This is a genomic window from Aquihabitans sp. McL0605 (genome assembly GCF_049993875.1).
Taxonomy (GTDB): Bacteria; Actinomycetota; Acidimicrobiia; order Acidimicrobiales; family Iamiaceae; genus Aquihabitans.
Genome location: NZ_CP188252.1, coordinates 4,734,372 through 4,747,506, shown reverse-complemented (window position 1 = coordinate 4,747,506; position 13,135 = coordinate 4,734,372). Strand labels below are relative to the sequence as shown.

Sequence of the window (13,135 nt, the reverse complement as noted above, 5' to 3'; positions counted from 1 at the left end):
GGGCGGGGACGCTACCGGTCAGCCACGGCCGGGCGGGCCATGGCCGCGCGGGGCGTCAGGGCTTGACGCTGGAGAGGAACTTGAGCAGCGAGCCGCGCTCGCTGTCGGTCTCCGGCTGGTCGCCGAAGCCGTCGACCTCGTCGTCCTTGGTGCCGCCGGCCATCGGCTGGGCCCACGAGTCGGCCATGGGGTCGACCTCGGGCTCGCTGTCGTCGTCGTGCTCGTCGTGCTCGTCGTCGACCGCGTCGAGCTGGTCGACGGTCCCGGGGTCGGTGGGGTCGACGGCGGAGTACGGGTTCACCGATCCGAAGTGCTCGATCGTGCCCGGCTCGCCGGCCAGATCGCTCATGGCCGCTTCCTGCTCGAACGACGCCAGCGACTCGTACGGCTCGAACCGCTCGAACTCCTCGGGCGCATCGGGTGCATCGCCGACGCGGCCGTCGACGAAGCCGGTGATGGTCTCGCCCTCGTAGGCCACGCCCTCACCGGGCAGGGGCTCGGGGAGCAGCGCGTCCTCGCGCTCCTCCATGACGACCGAGCGGTCGTCGCCGTTGAGGTCTTCGAAATCGGTCATCGGCGCGGTGAACCCGGGCTCGAAGTGATCGAAGTCGTCGAGCTGGACCGCCGGGGGGACGTAGGCGTGCGATTCGCGCACCTCGACCAGCTCGAACTCCACCAGGCTCTTCACCTGACGGGAGGCGTCGAGGTCGGTGAGCTCGAGCGCAGCGGCGAGGTCGTGGACGTTGCCGCCGCCACCGATGGCGGCCAGGGCCTTCCACTCGCGGGCGGTGAGGGTGACGGTGTCGCCGTCGATCTCCGCCGCGAGCGAGATCCAGGCATCCATGCTGGGCACCACGGTCTCGACGTCGGCCCACTCGGCCACGAGGGCCTCGGCCGCGGTGATGGTCGCCTCGACGTCGGCGCCGGCGCCGGGATCGGCCACCTCGCCCTCGTCGAACACGAACGAGCCGTCCTCGAACCGGAGCAGGTCGAAGATCACGTCGGCCGGGTCGGTGGCCCGGGGGGCCGTCGACGTCGACGCGGCGCTGATCGTGCCCGCGGCGAGCATGACCTCGCCGGTGCCGCCGTCGCCCACGATCTCGAGGCGGCCGGACTTCGCGGTGCCCGCGAGCAACCGGAGGACGTCTGGAAGGGCAAAGGACTTGAGGTCACCCTGAAGGGCCACGACATCCTCCTCAGGATGAACGACGCTGATGGTCCTCCCAAGATCGGCAGGGCCCCGGGAAACTGAAGGTTTCGAGGTCAGGCCCGGGCCGCTGCGGCCATCGCCGCCACATCGGGCGCCTGGCCCGTCCAGAGCGCGATCGCCCGGGCGGCCTGGTGCACGAGCATCCCGAGCCCGTCGACCGGCCGGGCGCCGGCCGCGGCGGCCGCCACGAGCAGCGGGGTCTCCAGCGGGAGGTACACGAGGTCGACGACGGTCTGGCCCGGGCGGAGCAGCTCAGGCGGGACGGGGGTGGCTGAGGCATCGGCCGGATCGGCACCCATGCCCACCGACGTGGCGTTGATGACCAGGTCGGCGCGCTCGACGTCGGCGATCGATCCCACGCGGCCGGCCGGTCCCGCCAGCGCCGCCGCGGCCTCGGCCCGCTCGGCGGTGCGGTTCACGACCGCCACGTCGGCGGCACCGCCGCCACCGAGGGCCCGCACGACGGACCGCGCCGCGCCGCCCGCGCCGAGGACCACGCACGCGAGCCCCTCGGGCACGATCCCCTGGTCGAGCGCCAGCGCGTCGAGGAGCCCGGCGCCGTCGGTGTTGTGCCCCACCAGCGCGTCGCCGTCCCAGGCGATGCAGTTCACCGCGCCCAGCGCCTCGGCATCGGGCGCCAGCCGGTCGAGCGCCGCGATCACGTCGTACTTGTGCGGCATGGTGACCGACAGGCCGCCGAGGCCCAGGGTGCGCATGGCGTCGACCGCCGCCGCGCCCTGGCCCGGGGCCACCTCCAGGGCGACGTACGCCCAATCGAGGCCCGACGCGGCGAAGGCGGCGTTGGCCAGGGCCGGGGACCGGGAGTGGCGGACCGGCGACCCGATGACCGCCGCCACGCGCGTGGATCCCGCGATGGGGACCCGGGGCGGCGGGCCCGGCTCAGCCACAGCCGAGGCCCTGGTCGATGCACTGCTGCTTGTCCTGGAGGAACTGGTCGTAGCTCTCCGAGAAGCTGACCACCTTGGGGGCGGTCAGCACGAAGTACAGCCACGGTCCATCGGCCGGGTGCATGGCCCCTTCGAGGGCGTACTCCCCCGGCGACGAGATGGGCGTGGGCGGGAGGCCGGTGTTGGTCCGGGTGTTGTACGGCGTGTCGACCGTGTAGTCGATCGTCTCGGGCCCCTGGCCGCTCAGCCCCGCGTAGTAGATCGACGTGGAGTCGTACTGGAGGGGCATGCCCTTCTCGAGGCGGTTGTAGGTGACCGCGCCGATCTTGGGGGCGTCGGCGGGGATCGCGGCCTCGTACTGGATCATCGACGCCACCTTGACCAGGTCGTAGGGCGTCAGGTCGAGACCCCACTGCTGCTTGATGTGGGCGAGCGATGCGGCCGGGTCGAGGGCCTGGACGCGGGACTCCATCTCGGTGCTCATCTGGCTCAGCACGTCGACCGCGGTGTCGTCGGCGCCGACCCCGTAGGTGGCCGGGAACAGCAGGCCCTCGTAGGACTTCTGGTCGGCGGGCTTGATGGACGACGGCACCTGGCCGGAGTCGAGCGCGGCCTGGAGGTCGGCCACGGTGAGCCGCGGGACCTTGGCGTGGATGCGCTCGAGGATCTGGTGGACGGTGTAGCCCTCGGGGATCGTGACCTTGGTGACCTGAGCGGCCACCGGCGTCTTCGGCCCGGCGTTCAGCACGGCGATGGCCTGGTCGAAGCTCGAGTTCTTCCGGAACACGTAGTTGCCGGCCTGGACCGAGGTGAGGTCCTTGCCACCCACGTAGAAGTTGAAGACCGTCGCGCTGGAGATGACGTCCTTCTCCGCCAGGATGTCGGCGACCCCGCTGGTGGAGGCGCCCTCGGGGATCTGGACGGCCACGGCGGCGCCCTGGCCACCCGACGGGTTCACCTGGTGGCGGTACCACCACACGGCGCCGCCCCCGATGGCGACCACGAGCAGCACGATCACGAGCAGCGCGGCCAGCCACCGCGGCATCCGGCTCTCGTGGGGCATCTCGAAGTACTCGTCCTCGTCGGCGGGGCGCCGGGGACGGCGCGGCGGCGCGGTGGCCCCGGCCGCGGGGGCGCGCCCGGGCCGGCGGGGACCGGAGCGGTCTCGCCCGGGAGCAGGACGGGGGCCGGACGGACGGTCCTGCCGGTCCGAAGGAGGTGCCGATGGGGTGGGCGATCCGGCGGGGGCCTCGGACCAGACGTCCGGGTCGAGGGTGGGATCGTCTTCGTGGGTCACGTGGTCGCCCCTCCATGCGGCGCACCCGGCGCGGTGCCGTGGTCGAGCCAATCCTGCAGGATCACCGCCGCCGCCACCTGATCGACCAGGTCACGGCGGGCCCGGCTGTCGAGATCGCCCCGTTCGCGCAGCTTGCCATCGGCGATCCGGGTGGTCATGCGCTCGTCGTGCACCTCGATCGGCACCCCGACGACCGCAGCCAGCTCGTCGCGCTCGGCCAGCACGGCCGTGGCCGCGGGACCGATCGAGCCGTCGAGGGCGATGGGCAGGCCCAGGAGCAGCAGCCCGGCGTCCCACTCGGCCACCAGCTCGGCGATCTCGCGGTGGAGCCGCGGCCGGTCGCCGTGGCGCGCCAGGGTGGCGATGGGCGTGGCGACGGTGCCGCCGTCGTCGGACACGGCGACGCCGATCCGCTTCGATCCCAGGTCGAGGGCCAACACGCGCATGGGCCGCTAGGCGATGCCGGCGGCGGTGCGGGCCTGATCGAGCGCCTCGTCGATCTTCGACGCATCCTTGCCGCCGGCGACGGCCAGCTCCGGGTGCTTGCCTCCGCCGCCGCCCACCGTGCGCGCCGCGACCGAGATGAGCTCGCCTGCGTCGAGGCCGCCGTCGGCGGTGGTGGCCGACACGAGGGCCACCCCGCCGGCGTCGGGGGCACCGATCAGCACGACGCCGCGGATGCCCGGCTGGTCGCGCACCGCGACGCCGAGGCTGCGCAGGTCGTCCCGGCCCAGGCCGTCGACCCGGGCGACCACGACGCCGTCGACGGCCGCCGAGGCCAGGTCGGAGGCGCCGCCCGAAGCCAGCTTGGAGCGCAGGGACTTCACCTCGGCCCGCAGGTCGCGCAGCTCGGCGAGGCGCTTGTCGATGCCGTCGAGCAGCTCGGACTGGGGCACGCCGATCCGGTCGGCCACGGCGGCCAGCTCGGCCTCCTCCTTGCGGAGGCGATCGATGGGCCCGGTGCCGGTGACCGCCTCGAGGCGGCGGAGGTTGGAGCCGATGGACGACTCCGACACGATCTTGACCGGACCGATGTCACCGGTGCGGCGCACGTGGGTGCCGCCGCACAGCTCGGTGGAGTGCGGCCCGGCTTCGAGCACGCGCACGATCTCGCCGTACTTCTCGCCGAAGAAGGCGATGGCGCCCAGCTCGGTGGCCTCGGCCTTGGTGGTCTCGAAGTGGCGGACCGGGGTGTTCGCCAGGACGTCTCGGTTCACGAGGTCCTCGATGGCCTGGATCTGCTCGGGCGTGACCGCCTCGTAGTGGCTGAAGTCGAACCGGAGCCGATCGGGCGCGACCATCGAGCCCTGCTGCTTCACGTGGGTGCCGAGCACCTCGCGGAGGGCCCAGTGGAGCAGGTGGGTGCCGGTGTGGTTGCGGCGGATGGCGTCGCGCCGGTCGACGTCGATCGCGGCCTGCACCAGGTCGCCAGGAGCGAGCAGGCCGTCGGTGAGGCGCACCACGTGCCGGTGCAGGCCGGGCAGGGCCTGGAGCGTGTCGAGCACCTCGCCGCTCCCCTGCGGTCCCGTGATGGTGCCGGTGTCGCCCACCTGGCCGCCGGACTCGGCGTAGAAGGGGGTGCGGTCGAGGAAGACGCTCACGGTGCCATCGGTGCCGGGGACGACGGCCAGGACCGTGGCCTCGATGTCGAACACCTCGCGGCCGACGAACTCGGTGGTGCCGCGCTCGTCGAGGACCGCCTGGAACGCGTCGACCTCGTCGCCGACGGTGAGGCCGCCCTTCTTGCCGCCCTTGCGGGCGCGGTCGCGCTGGTCGGCCATGGCCGCGTCGAACCCGGGACGGTCGACCACGAAGCCGCGTCCCTCGGCGATCTCGGTGGTCACCTCGAGCGGGAAGCCGTAGGTGTCGTGCAGCTGGAAGGCGACGACGCCGGGCAGCTCACCGCCTTCGGGCACCCCCGCGAGGGCGGTGTCGAGGATGCTCAGGCCGCTGCGCAGCGTGCGCCGGAACTGCTCCTCCTCGCGACCGAGGATCCCGAGGATGGTGTCGGCGTTGGCGGTCAGCTGCGGGTAGGCCTCGGCCATCAGCTCGATGGTCTCGGTGGCCATCAGCGGGGTGATCGGCTTCTCGACGCCGAGCAGGTAGGCGAAGCGGATGGCCCGGCGGATGATCCGGCGCAGGACGTAGCCGCGGTCTTCGTTGGACGGGATGACGCCGTCGCTCACCAGGAACGTCATGGTGCGGGCGTGGTCGGCGAGCAGCTTGAGGGCCACATCGGACTCGGGATCGGCCCCGAGCCGCACGCCGGTGGCCTGCTCGGCGGCCGACACCAGGTGGCGCAGCTCGTCGGTGGCGAACACGTCGGGCGAACCGATGGTGACCCCGAGGATGCGCTCGAGGCCGGCGCCGGTGTCGATGTTCTTGGTCTCGAGCGGCCTGAGCACGCCGTCGGCGCCGCGGAAGTACTGCTGGAACACCAGGTTCCAGAACTCGACGTAGCGCTCCTCGGACGCGGGGTTGGCCGGGCCGCCCTCGGGCCCGTACTCGGGGCCGAAGTCCCAGAACAGCTCGGACGACGGGCCGCAGGGACCGGTGTCGCCCATCTCCCAGAAGTTGTCCTTGTCGAGGCGCTGGATCCGCTCGAGCGGGAAGCCGACCTCGTCGACCCACAGGGCCACGGCCTCGTCGTCGTCGACGTGGCAGGTGACCCAGATGCGCTCGGGATCGAGGCCGAGGACCTCGGTGGAGAACTCCCACGCCCAGCGGATGGCGTCGGCCTTGAAGTAGTCGCCGAAGCTGAAGTTGCCCAGCATCTCGAAGAAGCTCAGGTGCCGCAGCGAGCGCCCGATGGCGTCGAGGTCGTTGTGCTTGCCGCCGGCGCGGACGCAGGTCTGCACCGAGGTGGCGCGCGGCGGCCGGAACGGCGCCTGCTCCTCCCCGATGAAGTACGGGACGAACGGCATCATCCCCGAGTTGGTGAACATGGGGGCCGACGGGTGCAGCGGGATGAGCCCGCTGGTGGGGACGTCGGTGTGCTGCCTGGCCACCCAGAAGTCGGTCCAGACCCGGCGTAGCTCCTGTGCCTTCATGCAGTTCGCCCCCTCTCTCGCGCGGTGCCCGGCTGCGGCGGGCGCAGCGAGCCAAGGTCGGACCACCCTACTGGTCGTCCCCCACCGGCCACGACGCAGATCCCACCCGCTGCCACCTCGGCGTCGGCCGGTCGCGACCAGCCGTTCGATCAGGCCGAGGGGCGCCGGCGGAAGCACCACCAGGCCAATCCGGCCCCCACCAGCAGCGGGACGATCGCCAGGGCATCGCCTTCGTGGATCCCGTGGGTCTGGGTCAGGCCTTCGAGCTCGGGACCGTCCCACGGGTGGTGGCCCGCCACCATCATGGTGGCGGCGAGCAGCCCGAGCCCGAGCGCGGTGAGGGCCGCCAGCACGGAGGCCCAACCCGGTGCGGGCCGCTCCGCTGGAGTCACGTGGTCAGCGCCGGGAGCGGCGGCGACCGGCCGGACCGGCGCCGGCCTGGGTGGCGGTGCGGCTCGACCGTCGAGCACCCGCAGCAGTCGGCGGCACCGCCTTCGGCTGGTCCTTGACCGGCCCGTCGCCGACGAACGTGCGCGCCTCGACCCGTGCCCGCAGCTCTGCCTCGGTGCTGCGCATGGCCTCACGGCCCTCGCTGGCGGCCTGGCGCACCGTCTCGCCCAGCCCCTTGGCCGAGGTGGCCGCCCGGGCCGCCACCTGCTCGGGCAGGTACAGCTCGACGGTCTGCTCGACCTTGCGCTTGGCCCAGAAGGCGCCGCCGGCGCCCACGGCCATGCCGGTCCCCATCCAGAAGATCCGCTTGAACACGAGCTACTCCCTCCGCATCCGGCGGGCGGCGCGGGTGGCACCGGACCGGATGGCGACCGTCTTGATCACCGGGGCCGACAGCGCCCGGTAGGCCAGCTTCGACGTGGCGTCGACCGTGGCCGAGATCGATTCGGCGCTGCCCACCAGGCGGTCGACCCGGGCCAGCTCCTCGTTGGCCTCGGCCAGGCTGTCGGCCAGCTCCTCGATGAGCGGCAGGGCCTGGGCGTTGAGCTCGTCGAGCGTGCGGGTGACCCGGCGCACGGCGATCAGGATCCGCTGGAGCGCGAACAGGACCGCCACCACGGCCACGATGCTGCAGCCGGTCACGATGACCATCGCGAGGTCGGACGCCGACATCTCGGCCAGCACGGCAGCGGTCACGACGGATCCTCGGTGGTCTGGCGCAAGCGGGCCATGCGGTCTGCGATCTCCCGTTCTCGACCGTGCTGCGACGGCTGGTAGTAGCGGCGATCGGCCACCTCCGGAGGGAGGTACGACTGATCGACCCAGCCGCGCGGGTCGTCATGAGGGTACTCGTAGCCGGCACCGTGGCCGATCGTCTTGGCCCCCTGGTAGTGGGCGTCGCGCAGGTGGGGCGGCACCCCCGATGAGGGCCGCTCGCGCACGTCGGCCCGCGCCGCGGCGATGGCGGTGTAGGCCCGGTTCGACTTGGGCGCGGTGGCGAGGTGGACCACGGCCTGGGCCAGGTTGAGCTGGGCCTCGGGCAGGCCCACGTACTCGACGGCCTGGGCCGCGGCGGTGGCCACGAGCAGCGAGAGCGGGTCGGCCTCGCCCACGTCCTCGGAGGCCAGGATCACCAGGCGCCGAGCGATGAAGCGGGCGTCCTCGCCTGCTTCGAGCATGGTGGCGAGCCAGTAGAGGCCGGCGTCGGGATCGGAGCCGCGGATGCTCTTGATGAAGGCCGAGATCACGTCGTAGTGGTCGTCGCGGCCGTACCGGAGCGCCTTGGTGCCGAGGGCGGCCTCGGCATCGGCGAGCGTGATGGTCGCCGCTCCCCCGGCGGTGCCCGACCGCTGCTGGGCCAGGGCGACCGCCACCTCCAGGCTGGTGAGGGTGTGGCGGCCGTCGCCGTTGGCCCGGGCGGCCAGGTGCTCGACGGCATCGTCGTCGGCACCGACCCCCTCGGACTGCAGGGCCTTGGCGATCAGCTTCCGCGCCGCGGCATCGTCGAGGGCGTTGAGGCGGAACAGCGTCGATCGGCTGAGCAGCGGCGGGTTGACCTCGAAGTACGGGTTCTCGGTGGTGGCCCCGATGAGGATGATCAGCCCGCTCTCCACCGACGGGAGCAGGGCGTCCTGCTGGGCCTTGTTGAAGCGGTGGACCTCGTCGAGGAAGAGGATCGTGCCCTGCTGGCGCTCGCCCAGCCGCTGCTGGGCGCGGCCGGTGACGTCTCGCACGTCCTTCACGCCGGCGGTCACCGCCGACAGGGTCTCGAACGCCTTCGACGTGTGCCCGGCGATCACCCGGGCCAGGGTGGTCTTGCCCGTGCCGGGCGGGCCCCAGAGGATCACCGACGACAGGCGGTCGGCCTCGATGAGCACCCGCAGCGGCTGGCCGGGCCCGATCAGGTGGTCCTGGCCGACGATGTCGTCGAGCGTGCGGGGCCGGAGCCGGTCGGCCAGCGGCGCCCGCCGGGCCAGCTGGTCCTCGACCGAGGAGGAGAAGAGATCGTCAGCCACGGGTCACGACGCGCCGTCGTCGGCCCTGGCCTCTTTGCCCTCGGTGAGCCCGAGCAGGCGGTCCAGCTTGGCCTCCACCCGGGCGAGGTCGTCGGAGTCGACCACCCGCAGGCGCAGGCTGGCCATCTCGCGCGCCAAGAAGTCGAGGTCGGCCTTGACCTCGGCGCCTCGGCGGCGGTCCTCGGCCGCCTCGGACCGGTCGCGATCGGCCTGGCGCGTCTCGGCCAGCAGGATCAGCGGCGCCGCGTAGGCGGCCTGGGTCGAGAACATGAGGTTCAGCAGGATGAACGGGTAGACGTCGATCGTCCACCCGTCCGGAGCGAGCAGGTTCCAGGTGATCCAGCCGATGACGAAGACCGTCTGGATGACCAAAAACCGGGCCGTGCCCATGGTGTGGGCGATGCGCTCGCTGAAGCGACCGAAGCCCTCCGGGTCGTAGTACGACCCGAACCGATCCCCGTGGCGGGGCGTCGAGAGGTCTCGCTTGGACCCACGGCGGCTGACGGTCGTTTGCACGCGAAGACGCTACCGCCTGGTCCGGTGGTACCGGGGATGGGTATCGCAGCCGGTCACCGGGCGCGACGGTGCCGGGGCGCGAGCCCCCGGCACCACTCGGAGAACCCTGGGTTCAGACGGCCGGAGCGGGCGGCGCGGGCGGGGTGGCGAAGCCCTCGGTCAGCGGCGGGGCGGAGTCCCAGAAGTCGTTGAGGCGGCCCTGGACCTTGAAGAGCCAGACGAACGCGCCGATGATCGGGAGCAGGATCCAGAGGCCGGTGAGCGCCGACAGGGGCGGCTCCTTGCCCTGGCGCTGGTACAGCTGGCCCGCCTCGTGGGGCATGACGAAGACGTTCACGAACGGCAGGAAGATCGCCAGGACCAAGCCGATGCCGCCGCCGATGCCCTGTCCGGAGTTCTCCTTCATCTCCTTGAACGTGGCGTACTGCCAGTACAGGCTGTAGATGCCGAGCGTGATGATGCTCAGACCGATGATCGCCCAGGGCGACCGCGTCTTGCCAACGGGTCCCATCTGATTCCCACCTTCTGTGTCGCTGGAGTGCGTGCGCGCACTCTACGTGACCATCGCCACGGAACGAGGTGACCGGGTGGGATCAGGCCGGGGCAGGCGCGGCGACCGTGGCGGCCGCCACCGGCTCCGGCACGAAGTCGACGCCCGCTTCCTTGCGCTGGGCGGGCGTGATCGGCGCCGGCGCGCTGGTCAGCGGGTCGAAGCCGCCACCGGTCTTGGGGAAGGCGATGACCTCCCGGATCGACGACGCGCCCGTGAGGAGGGCGCAGATGCGGTCCCACCCGAAGGCGATGCCGCCGTGGGGCGGCGCGCCGTACTTGAACGCCTCCAGCAGGAAGCCGAACTTCTCCTCGGCCTCTTCCGGCCCGAGGCCCATGACCTCGAAGACCCGCGACTGGACGTCGCGGCGATGGATCCTGATGGAGCCGCCGCCGATCTCGTTGCCGTTGCAGACGATGTCGTAGGCGTAGGCCAGGGCCGAGGCCGGGTCGGTGTCGAACATGTCGAGGTGCTCGGCCTTGGGCGACGTGAACGCGTGGTGCACGGCGGTCCAGGCCCCCGAGCCGACCGCCACGTCGTCGGTCTCGCCGACGGGCTCGAACATCGGGGCGTCGACCACCCAGGTGAACGCCCAGGCGTCGTCGTCGATGAGGTCGCTGCGGCGCCCGATCTCGAGGCGGGCGGCACCGAGCAGGGCCTTCGCCGACCGCTCGGTCCCGGCGCCGAAGAAGATGCAGTCGCCGGGCTCGGCGCCGCAGTGCGCGGCCAGGCCGGCCCGCTCGGCGTCGGAGATGTTCTTGGCCACCGGGCCCTTCAGCTCGCCGTCGTCGCCGACCAGGACGTAGGCGAGGCCGCGAGCGCCGCGCGCCTTGGCCCAGTCCTGCCAGGCGTCGAGCACCTTGCGGGTCTGCGAGGCGCCGCCCGGCATGACCACGGCGCCGACGTGCTCCGACTGGAACACGCCGAACTCGGTGCCGGAGAAGTACTCGGTGCAGTCGACCAGCTCCACGCCGAAGCGCAGGTCGGGCTTGTCGGAGCCGTAGCGGCGCATGGCCTCGGCGTAGGTGATGCGCGGGATCGGGAGCGGGATCTCGTAGCCGATCAACGACCACAGCGCGGCCACGATGCGCTCGCCGAGGGCGATCACGTCGTCCTCCTCCACGAAGCTCATCTCGACGTCGAGCTGCGTGAACTCGGGCTGGCGGTCGGCCCGGAAGTCCTCGTCGCGGTAGCAGCGGGCGATCTGGAAGTACCGCTCCAGACCGGCCACCATCAGCAGCTGCTTGAACAGCTGCGGGCTCTGGGGCAGGGCGTACCAGGCGCCGGGCTGCAGGCGGGCCGGGACGACGAAGTCGCGGGCGCCTTCCGGCGTGGAGCGGGTGAGCGTGGGCGTCTCGACCTCGACGAAGCCATCGCCCAGCAGCACGGACCGGGCGGCCTGGTTGACGTCGCTGCGCAGGCGGATGGCCGCCGCGGACTCGGCGCGGCGCAGGTCGAGGTAGCGGTACTTGTAGCGGATCTCGTCGGAGACCGGTGTGGCCTCGTGCTCCTCGATCGGGAACGGCAGGACGGCCGCCTCGCTCAGGACCTCGACCGTGGACGCCTCGACCTCGATCGTGCCCGTGGCCAGGTTGGGGTTGTCGTTGCCCTCCGGGCGGTGCGTCACCGTGCCCACGATGCGCAGGCAGAACTCGGAGCGCAGGGGGTGGGCGACGGCCTCGTCGTGGATGACGACCTGCACCACACCGCTGGCGTCGCGCAGGTCGATGAAGGCCACCCCGCCGTGGTCGCGGCGCTTGGCCACCCATCCGCAAAGGATGACCTCGTCGCCGATGCTCTCCTCGGTCAGCTCCCCGGATCGGTGGGTGCGCAGGCCTACGGCGGTGGTCATGAGGGGTCCTTGGTGAGCAGGGTGGAGAGGTGGAAGATCAGGTCGTCGCGGTCGACCGCGTCCTGGTGGTCGCCGAACTCGGCGCGGAGGGGGCGGATGGTCGCGGTGCCGTCGGCCAGCTCCTGCTCGCCGACGATCACGGCGTGGCTGGCGCCCGAGCGGTCGGCCGCCTTCATCTGGGCCCGCATGCCCTTGGCGTCGAACGTGCGGTCGCAGCGGATGCCGGCGGCCCGGAGCGCGGCGGTGATCGGACCGGCCTGGGCCTGTCCGGTGACGTCGACCACGAACACGTCGACGCGGGCGGTGGGCCCGGGGAACACCTCCTCGGCGTCGCAGGCGATGAGCAGGCGCTCGATGCCCGAGCCGAAGCCAATGCCCGGCGTGGGCGGGCCACCGAGCTCCTCGACCAGCCCGTCGTAGCGGCCGCCGCCGAGGATGGTGGACTGGGCACTGTCGACGAGCGCAGGGACCAGCTCGAAGGTGGTGTGGGTGTAGTAGTCGAAGCCGCGGACCAGCCGGGGGGCCAGGACGAACGGGATGCCCGCAGCACCGAGGCCCGCCTTCACCCGGTCGAAGTGCTCGGCGCTCTCGGGCGAGAGGTGGTCGGCGATGGCCGGCGCGTCGGCGGTGGCGCGCCGGGTCTCGGTGCGCTTGGAGTCGAGGACCCGCATGGGGTGGCGCTCGACCTTCTCGCGGTCCTCCTCGGCGAGGTCGCCGATGCGGTCCTGGAGGAACGCCCGGAGCACCTCGACGTACCGGATCCGGTCATCGGCGGTGCCCATGGTGTTGAGCAGGAGGTCGACCCGGCGCAGGCCGAGGGCCTGGAGGAACTCCCAGGCCACGGTGATGACCTCGACGTCGACCTCGGGGTCGGCGGAGCCGAGCACCTCGAGGCCCACCTGGTGGTGCTGGCGGTACCGGCCCGACTGGACGTTCTCGTAGCGGAACGCCGGTGTGGCGTACCAGACCTTCCACGGGGCGGCGGGCTGGTGCTGGACGAACGCCCGCACGATCGACGCCGTGCCCTCGGGGCGCAGGGCGATGCGGCGGCCACCCTTGTCGTCGAAGTCGTACATCTCCTTGCGGACCGCGTCGGCCCCCTCGGACTCGCGCTGGAAGACCCCGATCTCCTCGAACATCGGCGACTGGACCAGGCCGTAGCCGGCCCGCTCGACGGTCTGCGCATAGGTGGCGAGCAGGCGTTCCCACCGGGCTGAGACCGGAGGGAGGACGTCTTGGGTCCCCTTCGGTGCCTGGAACTTCGCTCGTGCCATGAGGAGTCGAGGC

The 13,135-nt window shown here is 72.2% G+C and carries 13 protein-coding genes; all 13 read right to left on the bottom strand.

Features of this window, described 5'->3' with window-relative positions; genetic code table 11:
• Positions 1-55 precede the first annotated feature (55 nt).
• Positions 56-1,186, bottom strand: coding sequence for a DUF4388 domain-containing protein (locus ACPPVX_RS22070; protein ID WP_426572740.1), 1,131 nt, complete (start codon positions 1,184-1,186; stop codon positions 56-58).
• Positions 1,187-1,263: 77 nt separating this feature from the next.
• Positions 1,264-2,067 carry a shikimate dehydrogenase gene (gene aroE, locus ACPPVX_RS22065; protein WP_426572739.1) on the bottom strand — a complete coding sequence of 268 codons (804 nt, stop codon included), beginning with the start codon at positions 2,065-2,067 and terminating at the stop codon, positions 1,264-1,266.
• Between the two features lie 43 nt (positions 2,068-2,110).
• Positions 2,111-3,415: an endolytic transglycosylase MltG gene (gene mltG, locus ACPPVX_RS22060; RefSeq protein WP_426572738.1), complete on the bottom strand. Its 1,305-nt coding sequence runs from the start codon at positions 3,413-3,415 to the stop codon at positions 2,111-2,113.
• The gene (ruvX, locus tag ACPPVX_RS22055) at positions 3,412-3,861 is read right to left on the bottom strand and encodes a Holliday junction resolvase RuvX (protein WP_426572737.1); all 450 of its coding nucleotides are present in this window, start codon (positions 3,859-3,861) and stop codon (positions 3,412-3,414) included. Before ruvX ends, mltG begins: the two co-directional genes overlap by 4 nt.
• Before the next feature lie 6 nt (positions 3,862-3,867).
• The gene (gene alaS / locus ACPPVX_RS22050; protein WP_426572736.1) at positions 3,868-6,465 is read right to left on the bottom strand and encodes an alanine--tRNA ligase; all 2,598 of its coding nucleotides are present in this window, start codon (positions 6,463-6,465) and stop codon (positions 3,868-3,870) included.
• A gap of 149 nt (positions 6,466-6,614) precedes the next feature.
• On the bottom strand, positions 6,615-6,818 hold the full coding sequence (locus ACPPVX_RS22045) for a hypothetical protein (RefSeq protein ID WP_426572735.1): 204 nt from the start codon (positions 6,816-6,818) through the stop codon (positions 6,615-6,617).
• Positions 6,819-6,861: 43 nt separating this feature from the next.
• Positions 6,862-7,230, bottom strand: coding sequence for a hypothetical protein (locus ACPPVX_RS22040; RefSeq protein ID WP_426572734.1), 369 nt, complete (start codon positions 7,228-7,230; stop codon positions 6,862-6,864).
• Between the two features lie 3 nt (positions 7,231-7,233).
• Positions 7,234-7,611 carry a hypothetical protein gene (locus ACPPVX_RS22035; RefSeq protein WP_426572733.1) on the bottom strand — a complete coding sequence of 126 codons (378 nt, stop codon included), beginning with the start codon at positions 7,609-7,611 and terminating at the stop codon, positions 7,234-7,236.
• The gene (locus ACPPVX_RS22030; protein ID WP_426572732.1) at positions 7,608-8,930 is read right to left on the bottom strand and encodes a replication-associated recombination protein A; all 1,323 of its coding nucleotides are present in this window, start codon (positions 8,928-8,930) and stop codon (positions 7,608-7,610) included. Before ACPPVX_RS22030 ends, ACPPVX_RS22035 begins: the two co-directional genes overlap by 4 nt.
• Positions 8,931-8,933: 3 nt before the next feature.
• Complete coding sequence (locus tag ACPPVX_RS22025) at positions 8,934-9,446, bottom strand: DUF1003 domain-containing protein (protein WP_426572731.1); 513 nt, start codon at positions 9,444-9,446, stop codon at positions 8,934-8,936.
• A gap of 112 nt (positions 9,447-9,558) precedes the next feature.
• Complete coding sequence (locus ACPPVX_RS22020) at positions 9,559-9,957, bottom strand: DUF4234 domain-containing protein (protein WP_426572730.1); 399 nt, start codon at positions 9,955-9,957, stop codon at positions 9,559-9,561.
• Between the two features lie 82 nt (positions 9,958-10,039).
• Positions 10,040-11,848 carry an aspartate--tRNA ligase gene (gene aspS / locus ACPPVX_RS22015; RefSeq protein WP_426572729.1) on the bottom strand — a complete coding sequence of 603 codons (1,809 nt, stop codon included), beginning with the start codon at positions 11,846-11,848 and terminating at the stop codon, positions 10,040-10,042.
• Complete coding sequence (hisS, locus tag ACPPVX_RS22010) at positions 11,845-13,122, bottom strand: histidine--tRNA ligase (protein WP_426572728.1); 1,278 nt, start codon at positions 13,120-13,122, stop codon at positions 11,845-11,847. Before hisS ends, aspS begins: the two co-directional genes overlap by 4 nt.
• Positions 13,123-13,135: the final 13 nt, after the last annotated feature.

Excerpts from the sequence above, each read along its gene's own strand:
- aspS (WP_426572729.1), bottom strand. The coding sequence starts at position 11,848 with ATGACCACCGCCGTAGGCCTGCGCACCCACCGATCCGGGGAGCTGACC.
- ruvX (WP_426572737.1), bottom strand. The coding sequence starts at position 3,861 with ATGCGCGTGTTGGCCCTCGACCTGGGATCGAAGCGGATCGGCGTCGCC.
- alaS (WP_426572736.1), bottom strand. The coding sequence starts at position 6,465 with ATGAAGGCACAGGAGCTACGCCGGGTCTGGACCGACTTCTGGGTGGCC.
- ACPPVX_RS22020 (WP_426572730.1), bottom strand. The coding sequence starts at position 9,957 with ATGGGACCCGTTGGCAAGACGCGGTCGCCCTGGGCGATCATCGGTCTG.
- hisS (WP_426572728.1), bottom strand. The coding sequence starts at position 13,122 with ATGGCACGAGCGAAGTTCCAGGCACCGAAGGGGACCCAAGACGTCCTC.